Source organism: Aeromonas sp. MTB, assembly GCF_056632455.1.
The window spans coordinates 1580574-1600213 of sequence record NZ_CP147026.1; the positions used below are offsets into that span (position 1 = coordinate 1580574).

The 19640-nt window shown below is 53.5% G+C and carries 20 protein-coding genes; 15 read left to right on the top strand and 5 right to left on the bottom strand.

Features of this window, described 5'->3' with window-relative positions; genetic code table 11:
- The first annotated feature begins 198 nt into the window (after window positions 1–198).
- The 7 genes from flaA (at window position 199) to WBR25_RS07330 (ending at window position 7351) form a co-directional block, all read left to right on the top strand.
- Window positions 199–1113: a flagellin A gene (gene flaA / locus WBR25_RS07300; RefSeq protein WP_019446043.1), complete on the top strand. Its 915-nt coding sequence runs from the start codon at window positions 199–201 to the stop codon at window positions 1111–1113.
- A 583-nt stretch (window positions 1114–1696) separates the two neighbouring features.
- Window positions 1697–2608, top strand: coding sequence for a flagellin B (gene flaB / locus WBR25_RS07305; protein ID WP_019446042.1), 912 nt, complete (start codon window positions 1697–1699; stop codon window positions 2606–2608).
- Window positions 2609–2641: 33 nt separating this feature from the next.
- Window positions 2642–3082 (top strand): flagellar protein FlaG, encoded by a 441-nt coding sequence (locus WBR25_RS07310; protein WP_120413975.1) that lies wholly within the window; start codon window positions 2642–2644, stop codon window positions 3080–3082.
- Window positions 3083–3109: 27 nt separating this feature from the next.
- Window positions 3110–4519 (top strand): flagellar filament capping protein FliD, encoded by a 1410-nt coding sequence (gene fliD, locus WBR25_RS07315; protein ID WP_120413976.1) that lies wholly within the window; start codon window positions 3110–3112, stop codon window positions 4517–4519.
- Window positions 4520–4544: 25 nt separating this feature from the next.
- A complete protein-coding gene (fliS, locus tag WBR25_RS07320; protein ID WP_019446039.1) occupies window positions 4545–4967 on the top strand; it encodes a flagellar export chaperone FliS in 423 nt (140 codons plus the stop codon).
- On the top strand, window positions 4964–5263 hold the full coding sequence (locus WBR25_RS07325; RefSeq protein ID WP_019446038.1) for a hypothetical protein: 300 nt from the start codon (window positions 4964–4966) through the stop codon (window positions 5261–5263). Before fliS ends, WBR25_RS07325 begins: the two co-directional genes overlap by 4 nt.
- A gap of 6 nt (window positions 5264–5269) precedes the next feature.
- A complete protein-coding gene (locus tag WBR25_RS07330) occupies window positions 5270–7351 on the top strand; it encodes a motility associated factor glycosyltransferase family protein (protein ID WP_120413977.1) in 2082 nt (693 codons plus the stop codon).
- 177 nt (window positions 7352–7528) lie between these two features.
- Here WBR25_RS07330 and WBR25_RS07335 read toward each other — a convergent pair whose 3' ends face one another.
- The 5 genes from WBR25_RS07335 to pseF are packed head-to-tail and all read right to left on the bottom strand — an operon-like array spanning window position 7529 to window position 12050.
- Window positions 7529–7774, bottom strand: a complete 246-nt coding sequence (locus WBR25_RS07335) for a hypothetical protein (RefSeq protein ID WP_120413978.1) — start codon at window positions 7772–7774, stop codon at window positions 7529–7531.
- Window positions 7771–9063, bottom strand: a complete 1293-nt coding sequence (locus WBR25_RS07340) for a motility associated factor glycosyltransferase family protein (RefSeq protein WP_120413979.1) — start codon at window positions 9061–9063, stop codon at window positions 7771–7773. Before WBR25_RS07340 ends, WBR25_RS07335 begins: the two co-directional genes overlap by 4 nt.
- On the bottom strand, window positions 9056–10102 hold the full coding sequence (pseI, locus tag WBR25_RS07345; protein WP_120413980.1) for a pseudaminic acid synthase: 1047 nt from the start codon (window positions 10100–10102) through the stop codon (window positions 9056–9058). Before pseI ends, WBR25_RS07340 begins: the two co-directional genes overlap by 8 nt.
- A 6-nt stretch (window positions 10103–10108) precedes the next feature.
- Window positions 10109–11365, bottom strand: coding sequence for a UDP-2,4-diacetamido-2,4,6-trideoxy-beta-L-altropyranose hydrolase (gene pseG / locus WBR25_RS07350; RefSeq protein ID WP_479749642.1), 1257 nt, complete (start codon window positions 11363–11365; stop codon window positions 10109–10111).
- On the bottom strand, window positions 11355–12050 hold the full coding sequence (gene pseF, locus WBR25_RS07355; protein ID WP_120414613.1) for a pseudaminic acid cytidylyltransferase: 696 nt from the start codon (window positions 12048–12050) through the stop codon (window positions 11355–11357). Before pseF ends, pseG begins: the two co-directional genes overlap by 11 nt.
- Window positions 12051–12214: 164 nt before the next feature.
- Here pseF and WBR25_RS07360 point away from each other — a divergent pair, with 164 nt between their 5' ends.
- The 8 genes from WBR25_RS07360 to glf all read left to right on the top strand — a co-directional run bounded on the left by WBR25_RS07360 (window position 12215) and on the right by glf (window position 19618).
- Entirely contained in the window at window positions 12215–12751 is a 537-nt protein-coding gene (locus WBR25_RS07360; RefSeq protein ID WP_120413982.1) for a GNAT family N-acetyltransferase, read from the top strand.
- A complete protein-coding gene (locus tag WBR25_RS07365; RefSeq protein WP_120413983.1) occupies window positions 12748–12981 on the top strand; it encodes an acyl carrier protein in 234 nt (77 codons plus the stop codon). Before WBR25_RS07360 ends, WBR25_RS07365 begins: the two co-directional genes overlap by 4 nt.
- Window positions 12981–13730, top strand: a complete 750-nt coding sequence (locus tag WBR25_RS07370) for an SDR family NAD(P)-dependent oxidoreductase (RefSeq protein ID WP_479749643.1) — start codon at window positions 12981–12983, stop codon at window positions 13728–13730. Before WBR25_RS07365 ends, WBR25_RS07370 begins: the two co-directional genes overlap by 1 nt.
- A complete protein-coding gene (locus tag WBR25_RS07375) occupies window positions 13727–15085 on the top strand; it encodes an AMP-binding protein (RefSeq protein ID WP_429207608.1) in 1359 nt (452 codons plus the stop codon). Before WBR25_RS07370 ends, WBR25_RS07375 begins: the two co-directional genes overlap by 4 nt.
- Entirely contained in the window at window positions 15082–16137 is a 1056-nt protein-coding gene (locus tag WBR25_RS07380; RefSeq protein ID WP_429207609.1) for a LuxE/PaaK family acyltransferase, read from the top strand. Before WBR25_RS07375 ends, WBR25_RS07380 begins: the two co-directional genes overlap by 4 nt.
- A complete protein-coding gene (locus WBR25_RS07385; protein ID WP_236561937.1) occupies window positions 16116–17321 on the top strand; it encodes an acyl-CoA reductase in 1206 nt (401 codons plus the stop codon). The genes WBR25_RS07380 and WBR25_RS07385 overlap by 22 nt, the downstream gene beginning before the upstream one ends.
- Window positions 17322–17489: 168 nt before the next feature.
- Entirely contained in the window at window positions 17490–18461 is a 972-nt protein-coding gene (locus WBR25_RS07390) for a glycosyltransferase family 2 protein (protein WP_279486886.1), read from the top strand.
- A complete protein-coding gene (gene glf / locus WBR25_RS07395) occupies window positions 18458–19618 on the top strand; it encodes a UDP-galactopyranose mutase (RefSeq protein WP_429207610.1) in 1161 nt (386 codons plus the stop codon). Before WBR25_RS07390 ends, glf begins: the two co-directional genes overlap by 4 nt.
- Window positions 19619–19640 lie beyond the last annotated feature (22 nt).

The window sequence follows — 19640 nt, forward strand, 5'->3', positions numbered from 1 at the left end:
CTGGTTTTGGCCCGATTTTTTCCTTAAGTATCCCCCCGACCCGCCGATATATAAGGTAAGCGGCGTTAATGCGATGAAGCGTTGAAAAAAATGCTAAAGACATCCAAAAACGGGCCGTTAAATAAGACGCATCGGGCACGGAAAATAATAAAGCCTGAGCAAATAGAAGAGTAAATTTAATAGCTTAGGAGAATAGTCATGGGCCTTTATATCAACACTAACGTTTCATCACTCAACGCGCAGCGTAACCTGATGAATACGACCAAATCACTGGATACTTCCTACACTCGACTGGCATCTGGCTTGCGTATCAACAGCGCTAAAGATGATGCTGCGGGTCTGCAAATCGCCAACCGTTTGACGTCTCAGGTGAACGGTTTGAATCAGGGTAACCGCAACGCCAACGATGGTATTTCGGTAGCGCAAACTGCGGAAGGTGCAATGGATGAGGTGACCTCCATGCTGCAGCGTATGCGTACCCTGGCTCAGCAATCAGCCAACGGCTCCAACAACACTGATGACCGTACCGCGTTGCAGCAAGAGTATGACCAGCTGATGACCGAAATTGATCGTGTTGCAAAAGATACCACATTCGGTGGTAAGCAATTGCTTAACGGTGGTTATGTCGGCTCTTTCCAGGTTGGTGCTGATGCTGCTCAAACCATTACTTTCAGAATGACCACTGCGTTTACCATTGCAGGTATGGCTTCGGCAGCCAAGGGCAATGCAACAATCTCTGCCGGTTCAACTGGTAGCAAAGAGCCTTTCAAAGTAACGGCCTCAACCAGCGCAGTGACTGTGGCAAACATGAATAGCATCAAGTTGGCGAGTTCGGCCCAGTCTGCTATGGCCAACCTCGACTACATGATTAAAGTTGTAGACAGCAAGCGAGCTGAATTGGGTGCAGTGCAGAACCGGTTTGATTCAACCATTCGCAACCAGGCGAACGTCTCAGAAAACGTCAGTGCCGCGCGTTCACGGATCCGCGATGCAGATTTCGCGACCGAGACCGCCAACTTGACCAAGCAGAACATTCTGCAGCAAGCCGCATCGACCATTCTGTCTCAGGCAAACCAGCGCCCGCAGTCTGCACTGTCACTGTTGCAAGGCTAACAAAAGAAAACAGGGCGGTTGTTCAGGCCGCCCTGGTCAAGAGATGGAACAAAGGGGTGTTCGGGTCGCACTCTGTTCTATCGGGAGAGATATAATCTCTACTAGTAATGCCAAGTGTTGTCCAGCTGTTCAGTTCTGTCACGCTTGGTCATATTCTCCTGAGCATATGCTCATCTTTAGGCCGGTTTACCGGCCTCTTTTTATTGTGTCGCCAAATTGACGTCACTCTGTCAGTTCAAAGCATGAACCGTGCCAACGCATCTTATCCCGTAAACGAGGTCATCATCAGCGGTGATTTGCATGGTGATGCTGCTCAATTGATGTTCTGTTGCCGCTTGCCGGAGAAAACTTGCCGCTTTAGGCAACAATTTTCCTAAAGCTTGTATCTGCGCTGCCGTTAAATAAAGTGAAGCAATCGAGGGGTGTTCGGAATCCAACGTTTGCACTACTGCGGGTGACCTGTTCGTTCAAACAGACACCCGCCAGAAGAGACAGGAATGTTCAACCTGCTCTTCAAACGGTGGGACGTCGTTTTGTTTAGACGACGCAACCTGCAGTCGCATGTTCTTCGGGAGAATATTTTATGGCCATGTATATCAACACCAACATTTCATCATTGAACGCCCAGCGTAACTTGATGAATACCAACAAGTCTCTGGATACCTCCTATACCAGATTGGCATCCGGTCTTCGCATCAACACCGCCAAAGACGATGCTGCTGGCTTGCAGATCTCCAACCGTTTGACTTCACAGGTTAACGGCTTGAACCAGGGTAACCGCAACGCAAACGATGGTATTTCTGTAGCCCAGACCGCAGAAGGGGCCATGGATGAAATAACCTCCATGTTGCAGCGGATGCGGACTCTGGCGCAGCAATCAGCCAACGGTTCCAACAATACGGATGACCGCGTTGCATTGCAGCAAGAGTACGATCAACTGACAACCGAGATTGATCGCATCTCCAGTGATACCACGTTCGGTGGTCAGAAATTGCTGGACGGTAAATATAAAGGCTCATTCCAGGTCGGTGCGGATGCTACCCAGACCATTACCTTCAAGATGACCAGTGCCTTTACCATTAGCGGTATTGCTGGCGCATCAAAAGGCAGTGCCACCATCGCCGCCGGTTCTACTGGTAGTAAAGAGCCGTACAAGGTAACCGCTGCGACAACTGCTGTAACTGTTGCCAACATGAACAGTATCAAAACAGCCAGTGGCGCCCAATCTGCTATGGCCAACCTCGACTACATGATCAAGGCGGTTGATAGCAAACGTGCAGAGCTTGGTGCGGTCCAAAACCGTTTCGACTCGACCATTCGCAACCAGTCCAACGTGTCCGAGAACTTGAGTGCAGCACGTTCGCGTATCCGTGATGCGGACTTTGCGACAGAAACCGCCAACCTGACCAAGCAGAACATCCTGCAGCAGGCTGCTTCAAGTATCCTGGCGCAAGCTAACCAAAGACCGCAATCTGCGCTGTCCCTGTTGGGTTAACGGGTAGTGATGAGATAGAAAAGGAGCGACGATATGGCCAATGACATTGGAATTCCCTCATCGGTCACTCCTTCTTCTCTTCAGTCAAGTAGCAAGAGCGGCCAATCGGCCGCTCAAGTGCTATCTGGCATGGCGGAAGAGCAGCGGGTGATGACACAGGATGTGGAAAAACAACAAGAGGAGCAAGCCAAAGAGAAGGTTCGCAAATCCGATGTCTCAGATAAGGATATTGAAAAAGAGGTACAAAACTTGCAGGAGTTCAGCAAGTTGCAGGGATGGACCGTCAACTTCAGCGTCGAAAAGGATCTCGAGCAAGTTGTTATCAAGGTGATGGACGCCAATACCAAGTCAATGATCCGTCAGATCCCAAGTGAAGAGTTGCTGGCTATCAGCAAGCGGCTCAAGGATCTGCGTGAAGTTGATGTTATCGGTGGTGGCTCAAGAGTCGGATTATTGCTTGATAAAGAGATTTAATACGCAAGTTTTACGAGGAGAGTGAGAATGGCCACGATTACGTCTGCTGGTGCGGGTTCACAGTTGGACTTGGAGTCTGTCATTGCCGCGAGCGTCAATGCCAAGAAGGCGCAACTGATGCAGCCCATCACCACCAAAAAGACCAATGCCCAGATCACTCTCTCCGGGGTTGGACAGTTGAAGTCGGCCATCGCCTCTTTTGTGACGACACTTCAGGCCATGTCCAAAGATGATGCGTTCAACAAACGCTCGATTAATATTACCCAGGACAAGGACAAACCCGTTCTCAAGGTGGAGAGCAAGGCGGGGGCTTCCAACGGGCAATATGATATCAGCGTCGAACAATTGGCGAAGACCAGTAAATTTGACGGTACTTTCGACTCATCGACGACTCCCCTTATCACTGAGGATGGGAAGCTGACCTTCAAGGCTGGTGACAAGACCTTCGATGTCGATGTGAAAGCAGGGGATTCACTACAGTCCATCCGTAAACGCATCAACAATGACGCCGACAATTTCGGTTTGAGCGTCAATATAGTCAATACCTCCGATGGTAAATCCAAGCTGATGATCGATTCCGGGGTAAGCGGCAGCGGCAAGGACCTGCAGATCACTGGCAGTACTACCGACCTGACCGATAATCTCGTATCCAAACTGACCAAGCGCCAAGATGCTCAAGATGCCAAGATCACCGTTGATGGAAATACTCTGACCAGTTCATCCAATACCTTCGATGGCACCATTGTCGGACTTAAACTGACCGTGTTGCGGGAGTCGGATAGCACAACCTCTACCGATGCCAGCGGTAATTCGGTCAAGACCTACAGCTCTAACAAGGTTGACGTGACCACCGACAAGGCTGGCATCAAGGACATGGTCAAAAGCTTTGTCGACGGTTACAACGCGCTGGTGAAGAAGAGCAATGAGCTCGGCAAGCGTAATACGATCGTTGAAGGGAAGAGCAAGAATGATGGTGGGGCTCTGGCGGGCGATGCAACGACGCGTGCCGTAGTCAATATGATGAATGGCATCATCACCGAGCCTTCGAAAAACTCCTCTACTTATAAAACGATTTTTCAGATGGGCATAAAGATGGATAACAAGGGGGTATTGTCTATCGACGATACCAAGTTAAACGAGGCCATCGACAAGAATTTCGATCAGGTAGTGGCAGTTTTTGGCGGTAAGGATGGGATCGCCGGTCAGCTGGCCAACCAGCTGGAAACCTATTCCAAGACCGGTGGTTTGTTGGCGAAACGGGAAGACTCTTTGAATTCAGATCTGCGCGAAGTGGGTCGTAAGGAGTCCGATGTTGCCACTCAGCTGACCAAGTATGAAGAGACCTTGCGGGCCCGTTACGGAAGTCTGGATGCTATGTTGGCCAAGATGAATAAATCTGCCTCATATTTAAGTATGCTAAATACAAACAATAGTTAATGTGAAGTCATGAGTGGTGTTTCATATGTATCATAAAAATATAAAGGCCTATACCACCCAGAATCTGCAATCCGAATTGGCAGTAGCCGATCCTTACCGCGTGATTCAACTTTTGATGCAAGGTTGCCTGGAGCGCTTGGCTCAGGCTCGTGGTGCTATCGAACGTCGAGATTTTGAGCAAAAATCCCAGTCTATCTCTAAAGCAATGGCCATTATCAACGGGCTGCAAGATTCACTTGATCTCTCTTATGGTAAGGTTCCCGAAGACCTTTCTGCGCTTTATGACTACATGAAAGCTAGGATGATGGATGCCAGCCGTGATATGGATATCACAGCTGTCGATGAGGTTATGAATCTGATGCTGACAGTTAAAAGCGGTTGGGATGCTATTCCTGTCGAGGAGCGAGATAAGGCCTTGGCTCAACAAAAAGTGGGCGGAACCGAATGAGCAATAACCGTTTGCCAGAATTAATCGCAGCAGGTCAAGAGTTACTGACCTTGTTCGAACAGGAGGATGTGCAAACGGCTGAACAGTTGATCGACCATTATCTCATTCTCCTTGATGCTGTTTTCCAGAATATCCCTCCACATGTGGTTCTTGACATGGATCACCAACAAGCATTGGTGCAGTTTCAAACCCTACATGAGCTGATAGAACATGCAAAGAATCAGACAGAAGCAGCTTTGTGGAAATTTTCAAAAGCAGGTCGAGCATCTGATATGTACAAGCTGAACGCAGGTTAGGCATACATGGATATTAAACAAGAAATTACAAATATCGAGAGTGAACTTGTTCGCCTTGAGAGGCAAAAGCAACAGGAAATTGCTATGTTGGAGGTATTGCCTGTTCGTTTTGCAATGAACATGGATGCCTTTAAAGAATTCATGCCAAGTATATATGATTTTTTTGAATCATATCAACCAGTACGGCCATTCCGTTTTTTTTGCAATGAAAATGGCATCCCTAATATATTGTGGCTTGATGAGCAAGTTTCGTTATACGGTGACGATCCATTCGCAGATGCTGAATCACAAATTGATGACGTAATTGAACAAAGTATTTTGCAATGTATTGATTTTGCACCACAATGGTATTTTGATGACCAAATACATATAAAATATAACAATGAAATATCCAAGCTTAAACAACAATCAACGCTCGAAGGGTTATCACTCAAGAGTGCACTATCAATGGATATCCCATTATCCTTGATGTATGGAATAGGTTTGGGTTATCAACTGGGCTATTTATACGAGCGATGCAAAGTCAAGAATTTGTTCGCCTTTGAACCAGATCTTGATATGTTTTATGCATCTTTATATTGTTTTGACTGGTGCTCTTTGCTGGATTATATGGAGCAAGAGTCATTAAGCTTGCATTTATTTATAGGAGTTGACGAGAAATTATTAGCAGCCGATATGATGGAAGCGCTTCATCGTAAAGGGGCATTCTGGTCTGCAGCATATTTCTCATTCTGCCATTATCATTCGCCAAAGTTGCATTCGCTTATTAACCAGGTTGAAAATGAGTTCTATCTGCTGCGTACGGGTTGGGGTTTTTTTGATGATAATGTCTTTGCTCTAGCTCATAGCCATAGTCATCTGCAAGATGGCACACCATTTCTTCTGCGCCAACGTGATACGTCCTCATCTGAGGCTATACCTGTATTTGTTGTTGGAAACGGGCCATCGTTAGATCAGAGCATTGATTTTATTCGAGATCATCAACGTCAGGCTATTATCATTGCCTGTGGCACTGCAGTCAGTGCACTTTATAAAGCTGGAATCAAGCCAGATATTTATGTTGCTGTTGAGCGTACCAAAAGTTCAGCAGATTTTTTGCATATTTTGGATGCAGGGGAGTTTCTCAAGGATAGTGTTTTTTTAAGCGTGGATGTGATTCATCCTGAGTGCAAGACATTTTTCCGCAAAACCGGGTTGGCATTTAAACCCAATGAGCCCATGTATAAACTGCTGACCACTCACTTTGGTAAGCAGTTTGAATTTGATTCAATTGAATACTCTAATCCATTTGTTGGGAATACCGGTCTTAATTACGCAGCGTTGCTTGGCTTTAAGGATATCTATCTGTTTGGGATCGACAATGGGTATAAGTTTGCTGATAAGCATCATTCTAGTTTGAGCCTGTATTATAATGAAAAGCAGGAGGCAAAATACCATCAGGATCTGAACGAGACATTTCCAGCTCGTGGTAACTTTGGTGGTGAAGTCCGTATCAATCATTTATTTGGTCTCTCTATTCACAATATGGCTCAGGTTTTGGAAAATAATCCTGAAATACGTTGTGTCAATAGTAGTGATGGTGCTTATGTTGCTGGTGCCGAACCTCGTCGGGTTGAGCATATCAACCCCACTTGGCCAGATTTTAATAAGCGAGCCTTCATTGATGATTTGCTGTCACGTTGTTTCAAACCATTTAATGTAGCCAGTATTGATTTCCAATCTGCCATTAACGTGCCGTTTTTTAATGATGTAGTTAATAAACTGCTTGATGATTGGAAAGCAGTTCCTCGTGAACACAACGCAATTCAATCGATGATGCAACGCCATCATGATTATCTGCTGTATTTGTTCATGAGTCGTGATAGTCATCTTTACCGTGTGTTGATAGGATCAATAAATTATTTTTATGCCAATATCATCAGTTTGATGATGGCTCATATCAATGACTCTGATGATGTGCTGACAGAAAAGTTAAACTCTACAATCACTATATTGGAGCGGTTTTTTACTGATGCCAAACATATTTATGCTGGAGCATTGGAACGACATGATACAGCCTATTTTATAGGTCTCAATATATTTAAGTAGTGGTGTGTTATAACGTGTATCTATTGTCACGTTATACATGTGGTGTTCTAAATCACTTATCAGCTATCATTTAGAAACTGTGGCCCCAAACGTGACATGCGTTTGGGGTGTTACTGCGAGCAAGTTTTTTATCATGCTCGCATATGAAATTCCTTTCGTTTCACCCGCTCAGCATTATTATTTCTCTGGCGTTGTAAGAAGAGTCGCGAACTCAACTTCAAGCCAGTCTGCCAATCCCAACCAGTCATGGCGCTCCTGGCAAGCCAGCAGGGCACTCACTATGGTCACGGCATCGCCTTGGTGCTCCGGAGGTAGAGCATGCAATGCCTGCTCTACCAGAGCCGGTAGCAGCAGCGCACTTTCAACATGAAGGCCAAGGCGAAAATGGTGTGCCAGTGCAATGCACTGCTCTGTGATGGTCATGGCATCAGCTCCGGATGATAGTCACAACCGAGCAGGGCCGCACCGTCGCGGCTGCTGTTCCAGAATTTGACTTCCGGGTGGCTTGCCATATAGCGCTCAAGCTCGATCTGATAGGTGGTGAAATTGGGGTTGGTGCTGACGCGCTGACCATGGCCATCCAGTACCCAGCTGAGGGCCTGGCTGGCAACAGGACCCAAAGCACCATCATCCCAGCCGGTATGGGTCTGGCCACCGGGGAAGGCGAAGTCACAGCCGAGCAGAATGATCTCTCTACAACCCATCTTGACGGCGAGATCGACGGTGGGATGGATCACGCTGCCTCCTTGATGGAGTAACCCTTTGGGATGAGTGTGACGAAGTTGCTCATACACGGGGCTGATGGAGTAGGCGGTAAAACGCGGCCCTTGCCAACTTGCAAGCGTCTCATGGGGCACCATGGGGGCATATACCAGAGGAACCGAAGTGAGCCCTTGGCTTGCCAGTCGATCCGGAGTCAGAGCGTCGTCGATAGTTACGACCAGATCCACACTGATGCCGTATTGTCGCAGAGGGGCGAGCGCAGTATCGACACAGAGTACCTTCCACTCGGGATGTTGCTGCAACAAGCCTGCAAGGCGAGGGAGGTGGTGTTGCAGGCTGGGACCGCTGGCGATGACCAGTGCAGTAGCATCCGAGTGTGAGCCAAAAAGCGTGGCAACATCGCCATCTTCACCCACAAGTGGAAGATTCTCGGTCAGTCGCCCGGTAATGCGCGGCAAGTCCGGGACGAAGCGTTGCTTGGTGTAAGTCGCCATCACTTCGCTCACCAGTCGACCACGAATGCGGCAGGCCGCATCTTCGGCCAGCTCCAGTTCGCTGGGGAGGGCGAAGAAGGGGAGGACAATCTCCTGTTCATCGGCCGCGAGGCTCAGCTCTACCCGGGGGTCTTGCAGCCACTCGTCGTGCTCGAGCAAGGCCAGCACCAGAGTGAAGAGATTGTGGTGCATGATATGGACATGGAGGGTTTCTAACCGGGGGCGTGTCAGCAACACCTTCTGCAGATCGCCGAGTCCGGTGCCATAAAGGTGCAGCACGGGTACATCGGGAAGAGTTGCCGCTTGCAGTTCGGCCTCCTTCACCCGATCGTGCCGGCTGGTGAGCTGGATGCCATTGACCAGCAGTGTGCTGCTGAGGCCTTCACACAACTCCACCTGCAGATCGCCCAGCTGTGTCACCGTGAGGTGGGCAGCAAGCTGTGGCCAACGCTGTTCGATTATCGCCAGATGATGGCGCAGCAGATCTTCATTCATCTTGTGCAATCCAATCCCAGTTGAGAGGCTGATTGGCTGCCATGTCGCGGTTGACCTGCTTGCCGATGAGCCGATCGTAATCGGCCGGGGGCAGGCCGAGGGCGGGGCGCACCGATTTGATGTGCTCTGCGGTGAGCACCTCGCCAGCTGCCATCTCCTTGACCAGATAGAGGGAGCGGCGAAAAGCGCGGTTACCCTGTTCACTGGCTGTGAGATGGTAATCGGCCACTCCGAGGGCGGCATGGGCGGTATTGACCGAGGTTACCAGCTCGGTGAGTTCGGCCGGTTCCATTGAGAAGGCGCAATCCGGCCCGCCGTCGGCGCGGGCCAGGGTGAAGTGTTTCTCGATAAGGGTGGCCCCGAGCGCGGTAGCGGCGATGGCTGTGGCCGACCCCAGGGTGTGATCGGAGAGCCCCACCTCGACCCCGAAGCGCTGGCGCAACATGGGGATGGTACGCAGGTTATATTCGGCCGCCGGCGCCGGATAGCCGCTGACGCAGTGCAGCAGCGCCAGCTGGCCGTTGCCGTGCTTGAGTGCCATCTCGACCGCGGCGGCGATCTCGGCCTCGTCCGCCATGCCGGTGGACATGATAAGCGGCTTGCCGGTCTGGGCGGTGTAGCGAATGAGGGGCAGATCCACCAGCTCGAAGGAGGCGATTTTGTAGGCCGGGCAGTCCAGTGATTCAAGCAAGTCCACCGCACTGAAATCGAACGGGCTGCTAAAGACCGTCAGCCCCAGCTCGCGCCCTTTGGCAAACAGCGCCTGGTGCCACTCCCAGGGAGTGTGCGCCCACTCATAAAGGTCATAGAGGCTGTGGCCATCCCACAAACCGCCGTGGATCTGAAATTCCGGTCGATCACTTTTGAGGGTGATGGTATCCGGGCGGTAGGTTTGCAGCTTGACGGCGCTGGCACCCGCTGCTTTGGCGGCGGTCATAATGGCCAGGGCGCGGTCCAGATTGCCATTGTGGTTGGCCGACAGTTCGGCAATCACATAGGGAGCCTGTTCCTGGTTGATGGAGCGATGATCGATCTGCATCTGTGTTCAGATTCCTATGCCAAGTTGCCAGCCTTGCGGCGCCGGTTGCCAAGGGGCAGGGGGCGCTATCTGCGGTGGCTCGGCAAGATAGAGGGGAAATTGGGAGAAAATTGTCTGCAAGCGATGTGCCAGCTCTTGCCACTCCGTGGGCTGAAGTGACCGGGTGGCCTGCCATGTCAGCCGCTGGCCGTTCAGCGTCAGGGTGAGTAGCAGTTGGTCGTCATGGCGTAGTTGCCACTGATGGCCATATGGCAACAGTTGATAATCCGATTGTTGCAGCAACCAGGCGGTGAGCCGATCCAGCCCCAGCCCATCCACCTGTTGCTGGCCGCGGCGTCGATAGTCATCTGCTTGCCATTCAAGTCGTTGCAGGGCTTGCAGCAGCAGCTCTGGCTCGGCCAGCTCGCTCAGAGTCAGCCGCTCGGCCAACTGGAAGCGGGCGATCACCTGGTCGTTGAACTGCTGATTGTCGACGATGGGCACCGCCAGGGTCGGCAGGCCGAGACAGGCTCGCTCCCAGGTCATGCCGCCCGCAGCGCCAATGGCGAAGTCGTGTTGTTGCATCAGTTGCGCCATCTGGTCGCTCTGGCGCAGCAGCACTAGGTCGAGGTCGGTCAGTTCGGCCACTCTCTGCTCCAGCTCGGGCCAGAACGGATTGGCGCCGCCCGCCACCAAGGTCCAGCGGATGGTGCGGGCCCAGGGCAGCCGCGTCAGGCTGTTGAGGGTCGTGAGACAGGCTCCGGCCGGATCAGCGCCGCCAAAGCAGATGAGGCCACGTTGCCACCGGCTGACCTTTTGGCGTGCAAGCTGGCGATAGGCGGGGCGCAGCAGGGCATAGTCGGTGCCCAGCAGCAGCCGACAGTCGGCAGGGACGAGTGACTGGTAATCGGCGGCGCTGCGCAGTGGCCCCTGATCCAGCAGCAACTGACCATGATGAGGGCGATCGGCCAGATCGTCGATCACCAGCAACTGACCACAGTGCATTGCCAGTGTCTGCTCGATCTGTCGATCAATCTGGTAGTGATCACACACCAGCCACTCCGGACGCAAGATGGGCAAGGGGTCTGCGTCGTCCAGAGCGCAAAGAGGGTAATGCTGGTGGGATTGCAGCAGTGGCAACAGGTGGGCCGGTAGCTGATGGCAGAGAAAGTGGCACTCGGCGCCAGCCGTTTTCAGCCGATCGGCAATGGCCAGACAGCGCATCAGATGGCCCAACCCGATCTCGGCCCCGGCATCGAGCCGGAAGGCAACCTTAAACACCATCTTGACCCAGCACCTGATAAAGCAGTTCAGCCAGATGCCAATCTTCCGGCGTATCGATATCGACCACCCTGTGTCTTGGCAGAATATGGCCGATCCCCTCTCCACCGACGGGGCTGATCCCGCCCAACCAGGCAGCCCGCGTACCCCAATAGAACTGGCCGGCATCCTGATAGGCAGGCTCCAGATCCTGAGAGCGTTTCGCCATCTGCTCCGGCCAGAAGGGAGTGACCCGGCCCTGCTCATCCATGCGCACGGCGCGCTGGATAGGAAAGCCGAATTCAGCCACCATGTAGACGAAGGGGGCCTTGCTGGCGAGCAGGCGATCGTGGGCGGCGCGCAGGTCGGCCGCTTGGATCAGCGGCACTGTGGCATAGATGCAGCAGTAGTGCTCTGCCTGGATGCCGAGCTGGTCGAGCCGCTGGATGGCGTCGATAACCACATGGGTGGTACCGGTGTGATCATCGGCGAGGTTGGCTGGCCGCAGAAATGGCACTTCCGCGCCCAGTTGACGAGCAACTTCGGCGATCTCCTCATCATCGGTGGAGACCACCACCTTGCTGAAACAGCCAGATTTCTGCGCCGCCTGGATGGCATAGGCGAGCATGGGCTGACCACAGAAGGGGCGGATATTCTTGCGTGGAATGCGTTTGCTGCCACCCCGGGCTGGGATAATGGCGATGGCCATGATGGGCTCTCTCTGCTGGATCAATGACTGGCCAAAGCCAGGATAATCGATGACAACTCTTTGATTATTTTTGATATTATACTGTTTTTTCTGCTTGTATTATCGATTTTTGCTACGGAATGGCAGCAGTGTGGTCGATAAGAGAGACAGGTAATGAAAAGTGGATGACGTTGAAGATGAGTTATGGCGTTGAGTTACGCCCGATAGAGCCGTGGGATCTTCCTGCCTTGCGACGTTGGCGCAATAAGGATGAGGTGCGAATGCAGATGGTATCCCAGACGCGTATTTCGCCGCGGCAACAGCGCCAATGGTTTGTCGCCACCCGTGAACGACAGGATCAGCAGCACTGGGTGCTCTGGTGCAAGGGCGTGCGAGCGGGTTACGTCAATCTGAAAGGTGAGTGCCAGGGCAAGCTGCAGGGTCAGGTGATTGCCGATGCGGGACTCTATCTGGGCAACTCAGGCGTGCGGCATCCCATGTTGGCCGTTGCTGCTGCTTTAACCCAGCTTGATCAGGGTTTTGATGAGCTGCACATCGGTTGTATCCGCACCCTGGTTCGGGAGAACAATCGCTCGGCCCTGCGCTTGAATGAACAACTGGGTTACCGCCAGATAGGACAAGATAACGGATTTTTTGCATTGGAACTGCTGCCGGCGAATTACTATACCGCCCGTGAGCGGCTACGGAGATTTTTCAGATGACAATCGCATTGGAACAGGTTTTTGCCGAGGCTTTGGGTATTGATATCGGCAGCGTCAGCGATGGGCTGGCTTACAACAGCATCCCGCAGTGGGATTCCGTCGCCCACATGGGGCTGATTGCCCAGTTGGAGGATAACTACGGTGTATTGCTCGACACCGATGACATTATCGACATGAGTTCGGTCGTCAAGGCGCGGGAGATCCTGGCCAAATACGGGGTCGCTTTCTGATGCAGGGACTGTTGCAGGGCAAGCGGGTGTTGATCACCGGTGCCGGGCGTGGCATCGGGCTTGCCATCGCCCGCCAGTTTGCCTATCAGGGGGCTGAACTGTGGCTGGGAGGCCGTGATGAGGTAACGATGAGCCTGCTGGCGACCGCGATTGGTTCCGAGTTTGGCGTGCCTTGCCAGCCTCTCTGCTTTGATGTGGCTGATCCGTCTGCGGTCAAGCAGGCCTTTCAGCAGCTGTTTGCTCAGACTCGCCAGCTGGACGTGCTGGTCAACAATGCCGGCATGCTGGAAGAGGCGTTATTGGGGATGGCGAACCAGACCCATCTGCAAAAGACATTCAGCAACAATACCTTTAGTGTGATCTATTGCAGCCAGTATGCCGCCCGCCTGATGCCGCGCAGTGGTGGCGGCAGCATCATCAATCTCGCCTCCCTGATGGGGCAAGTGGGGACGGCTGGGCTCAGCTGCTATGCCGGCAGCAAGGCGGCGGTGATTGGCATTACCCAGTCACTGGCCAAGGAGCTGGCCGCCAGACAGATCCGGGTCAATGCGATTGCTCCCGGTTTTATCGATACCGATATGGCCCACGCCATCCCGCAAGATAAGTTTGCCGAGCGGGTGGCCAGCATCGCAATGGGGCGGATTGGTACGCCAGAAGAAGTGGCCAAGGTGGCCCTGTTTCTCGCATCCGACTTGTCGAGCTATGTGACCGGGCAGGTGATTGGGGTCGATGGGGGGATGGTGATTTGAGCCAGCCTGATTTGTTGACGCATCTGGTTGAAAGTAATGACGAGCCCGCCTGGCGAGACCCGCAAGAGGGATGGCTCAGTTATGGTGAGCTGGCTCGGCGTGTGGCGCAGTTGGCTACCACCTATCCCGTCGGTCGTCATTTGGTCTACCTGCCATTTGTGACGTCCACCCTGCATCTGCTTCACTACTTGCTGGCCCTGCGTGATGGCCACGCCATCATGTTGGCCGATCCTGCACAGGATGCCCAGTTGCACCATGAGCAGTGCCAGCGCTTTGGTGTCAGTCTGCGGGTGTTGGAGGATGGGGCAGTTGCGCATCTTGGCGATGCGCCCTTGTTTCACCCTGAGTTGGCCTTGCTGCTGCCGACATCGGGCAGTACCGGCTCCTGCAAATGGGTGCGATTGTCGCGAACCAATCTTGATGCCAATGCCGCGGCCATCGCCGAATATCTGGCGCTGAACGGGGGTGAGCGAGCCATCACCTCGTTGCCACTTTTTTACTCCTTCGGGATGTCGGTACTTAACAGCCATCTTTTGGTTGGCGCCTCTCTGGTTTCATGCACTGCCAGTCCCCTTGAGCGCCAATTCTGGGATGAGGTAAATCGTCATCAGGTCACTAGCGTGGCGGGGGTCCCGTTTACCTTTCAGATGCTTAACCGCTTGCGTTTTGACTGGACCCGCTATCCCAGCCTGATGACGCTGACCCAGGCCGGAGGACGGCTTGAGCCGGCACTGGCAAAGCAATTTGCCGAACAGGCAGCTGCGCTGGGACGCCGTTTTTTCGTGATGTATGGTCAGACCGAAGCGGCGCCGCGCATCGCCTGGTTGGCTCACGATGAAGTGATTGTTGCTCCGGATGCGATCGGCCGTGCCGTACCGGGCGGGTGCCTCTCTCTTCGTCATGAGTCCGGCTTTCCCGACGGGGAGGGAGAGCTGGTTTACCAAGGGCCAAATGTGATGTTGGGCTATGCGGAGCGCCCTGAAGATCTGGCTCGGGGGCGTGATATGGATGCGCTCTTTACCGGCGATCTGGCTCGTTGTGATGAGTCGGGCCGATTCTATCTGACCGGACGACTCAACCGTTTCCTGAAGCTGTTTGGCAAACGGGTGAGCTTGGCTGAAGTGGAAACCTGGTTGCAGGGGAGGGGCTATTCCTGCGCTGCGACCGGCCGTGATGATTGCCTGCTGGTGGCTATCGAGGCAGACGCGTGCCCCAGTGACGCACTGCAGCTGGAGCTGGCCCGCTGGCTGATGGTGCCGCCATCAAGCGTTCGCATTTATCGGCATCATTTGCCACGACGCAGCAATATGAAGATCGATTATCCGGCCCTGTTAACACAATTGGAGCAGCTATGAACAGGCTGTTTGATGCGCCGGTTTTCGGGCTGTCTCAACATGAAAAAAGTTGGTTGCTCCTTGCTCGCCTGAATGAATTGACGCAGCGCCATGCGCAGGGGTGTCCAGCTTTTGCCAATATTCTGTCGGCGTTTGGCTGGGGTCAGGCCTCGACCTATCAAGAGCTTCCTTATCTGGCCGCCCGCCTGTTCAAATTGGCCCAATGGCAGAGCGTGCCGCAAGAAGAGGTATTCAAGGTGCTCACCTCCTCTGGCACTACCGGAACGCCGTCACGGATCGTGCTGGATCGGGATACAGCCGCGTTGCAGAGCAAGGTGCTGGTGAAGATCCTGCAAGAGTTCGTCGGCAAGCAGCGGCTGCCCATGCTGCTGGTGGAGCAACCTGCCCTTATTCAAAACCGCAGCGGCTTTTCAGCCCGCGGAGCCGGTGCGCTGGGGCTCTCCTTCCTTGGCCGTGACCATACTTATGCCCTCGATGAGCAGATGCGGCCCAACTGGCCTGTCATCGAGGCATTTTGTGACAAATATGCGGGCCAGCCAGTCCTGTTGTTCGGCTTCACCTTCATGGTGTGGCAATGTCTGCTGGAGCCGCTGCGTGAGCGCGGTCTGCAACTGCCGTTGACGCAGGGCACGCTTTTTCACAGCGGTGGCTGGAAGAAGCTGCAGCACCTAGCGGTGGACAATCCTGCCTTCAAGGCCCGCTGCCGCGAACAGCTGGGGCTGAGTCGGGTGCACAACTTCTATGGCATGGTGGAGCAGGTGGGGTCGGTATTTGTCGAGTGCGAACATGGCCATCTTCATGCTCCCCTCTTTGCCGATCTACTGGTGCGGGATCCGCTGACCCATCGACCGCTCGGGAACGGCCAGCCAGGCTTGTTGCAGGTGATCTCTGCCATTCCCCAAAGTTATCCAGGCCACAGTTTGCTCAGCGAGGATCTCGGTGTGCTGCTGGGTGAGGATGATTGCCCCTGCGGACGTCTCGGCCGTTATTTTCATGTATCAGGGCGTCAGCAAGGCGCCGAGGTGAGGGGATGCAGCGACACTTTCCAGTGAGCCGGTCAGATGAAGAAGATGCCATCTGGCAAGCGGGGCCAGAGGTCGCTTTCGTGGCTCCCGTCAGCGGCTGGCAAGGTTTTGTCACTTGCCCGTTACCAAGTTTTGCGCCCGTCATCTGTGACTTTGTGGCTGCGCTCTCTGCTCGTCTGCTGAAGGAGGGGCGAGAGAACCCGGATCTGGCCGCTTTTGGTTTTTGGTTGCGGCCTCGCCAAATTGAGGTGCAGCGCAAACGCATGGCAGGGCGTGCACCCTTGGGGATAGTTTTTCATCTGGTTCCCTCCAACGTGCCGACCGTCGCGTTCTACTCCTGGATCATGGCGATGCTGATGGGCAATGGGTCCGTGGTTCGTCTCTCATCGCGCATCGACCCGGTGCAAGAGGCCATGTTGACCATCCTGAACGAGCTATTCTCTCTGCCCGAGTGGCAAGAGATTGCCTCGCGTACCCGTTTCATCCGGTATGACCATGACGAGCGCGTCACCGCCTGGCTGTCGGCCCGGTGCCGCCTTCGCATCATTTGGGGCGGTGATGAAACCATCGGTCGGGTACGGGCTATTCCGCTTTCACCCCGCGCTCAGGAAATCGTGTTTCCGGATCGCCGCTCCATGGCGGTATTTGATAGCCAATGGCTCGCCAGCCTGGATGCTGCAGCGTGGCGGCAAGTGGTCGTGGCTTTGCAACAAGACTTTACTCGCTTCAATCAGCAAGCCTGCGCCTCGCCCACCACGATTTGCTGGTTGGGCACTTCCGATAGTGTGTTGCGCCGTCGTTTGCTCGAAGCAGTCTTTGCCCCCTTTGCAGACAGCCCTGCCCTGATGATGGAACGCCTCATCAATTGTCAACAAAATGCCGCTCTCGATGGTCAGATGCAGCTGGGGACCTTTGCTGGCGTCACCTTATTGACTCCCACAGCCTCTTTGCGGCTTGCACACATCGGAGGAGGTACAGTTGCCGAATTTGTTGCCGATACCCTTGATGAGTTTCTGTTACAACCGTGGGATATGCAGACCTGTGTCTGGGTTGGGGCAGATAAAATGCGGCTTGAGTGTGCGCTACAGCTGTCGCCTTGCTGTCGTATCGATAGGGTGGCAAGTCCGGGACAGGCGCTGGCATTCGAATGGCTCTGGGACGGCATCGACATGCTGGTGGCCTGCAGCCGTCAGCTTACTCGCATTGAATAGTGGATGTCAGGTCACATAAATCAAGTCATATCAATGAATTAGCTTGGTCAGGCACGGCTCTTGCAGTAAAAATTGCCATGAAGGGCAGGAAGGGTTGACAGAGACCGTGCGGTAGCCTTGTCCATTTTCTCCAATTCGCTTCTTTTTTACTCTACTTCTGGATTCTCTATGAAAGTCAGCGTACTGGTGCCGGTGTATAACCTCGGGCGCTTTATCGAGCCCTGTCTGCTTAGTTTGCTGGAACAGCAAACCAATTTCGATTTTGAGGTCATTGCCATTGATGACAGCTCGAGCGATGACTCCTGGTCCATCATGCAGCGGCTGGCACGGCAGTGGCCGCAACTCAAGGCACTACAGAACTCGCAGAATATGGGGTTGGCCAAGACCCAGAAACGCTTGCTGAGAGAGGCTAGCGGTGAATACATCGCCTATGTCGACGGGGATGATCTGGCTCTGTCGGGCAAGCTGCAGAGCCAGGCCGATTATCTTGATTCGCACACTAGCTGCACGCTTTGCTACCACGAAGCGGAGATGTTTGATGATGAAACTGGCGCACGGATCAAGCTATTCACCCGCGATTATTACAATGCCCGCTATCTTGAACCCGTGATGACACGGGAGGCATTGATCCGCTTCGGGGTGTTCGTCAATGCAAGTTCCATAATGTTCCGCCGTTATGAAGGGATGGAAAATGCCATCGATGAGGGGTGCAAGATCATCCTCGATTATCCCTGGCACATCTTGAACCTCTCCCACAATCCGGGGACGCTGGATTTTATCCCCGAATTATTGGGCCGCTATCGCTTCCATACCCAGAGCTTTGGCGGACAGACCCGCAAATCGGCAGAACGTCGTGAGCAGTCGCTGCGCGATCTGCTGCGCGCCTGTGATAACGCCGCTGCGTTTGGGGCAGATCCTGTGGCCATTGCCCAGGGGCGTGCCCATCACTATTACTCTGCCGCACTCTACTTTCTGCGGCAGGATGACGTTGCCCGTTTCATGCAGCTTATCGAACAGTCAGTTACCGAGGTCGAGGAGCTGGCGCCAGGCTGGTTCTTCGATGAGCGACATCAACTGGCGTGGGCGCAGCGAGCTCATCCAGCACGGGTTATGCAACAACTGTTTGGAGAGGCGGCATGAGCTATCAGGCGATCGTCATTGGCGCCGGGCTTTCCGGTGCCGTCATGGCTGAGCGCATGGCCAGCCAGCTTGGTTGGAAGGTGCTGGTGCTGGAACAGCGCGACCATATCGGTGGCAACTGCTTTGACGAGTATGATGCGCATGGGGTGTTGGTCCATCGCTATGGGCCACACCTCTTCCATACCGACAACAAGGAGGTGTGGGACTACTTGTCGCAGTTTACCGAGTGGCTGCCTTATGAGCATCGTGTGTTGTCACGTATCGACGGGCTGTTGGTGCCAATCCCGTTCAACCTGACCAGCATCGAGCGTTGTTTCCCCGCCGATAAGGCAGCCGCCATGATTGAGGCCCTGCGCACCCGGTTTGGTGATGGGGCCAGAGTACCGATCCTAGAGCTACGCAAAGAGGCGCATCCCCTGCTGGGTGAATTGGCTGATTTCATCTATCAGAAAGCCTTTGTTAACTACACCAGCAAACAGTGGGGGGTACCGCCCGAGCAGATCTCCCCCGAGGTGACGGCGCGGGTACCCGTTGTGGTCAGCAGGGATGATCGCTACTTCACCGATCCCTGGCAGGCGGTACCGGCTGCAGGCTATACCGCCATGTTTGAGCGCATGCTCGCACACCCGCTGATTGACGTGCGGCTGTCTACCCCCATGGTGCAGCGTGTCAGATTGGATTGGCAGCAGAAGCAGGTGTTGTTGGATGGCGCGCCTTTCGACGGTCCACTGATCTATACCGGTATGCTGGATCAGTTGATGTCGGCAGAAGGGAATTGTTTGCCATACCGCTCACTGCGTTTTGAACATCGCCATCTGGCGCAAGAGCAATTTCAGCCTGTCACCACCGTCAATTATCCGAATGAAGAAGCCTTCACCCGGATCACCGAGTTCAAGCATTTCAGTGGGCAGGTGCATCCCGGCACCAGCATAGTGTACGAATATCCCTGTGACTATCAGCCGGAGCAGGAGTTGGAGCCTTACTACCCGCTGTTTACCGATGAGGCCAAACAGAACTATCAGGCTTGCCGCGATGAATTGGCCCAGTTCCCGCAACTGATTGCTTTGGGGCGCCTTGCCGAGTATCGCTATTTCGATATGGATGATGCGGTGAGCAATGCATTAAATTTTTTCTATAAAATATGCACGGCATACTAGCTTTTGGTATTTGATAGATAAG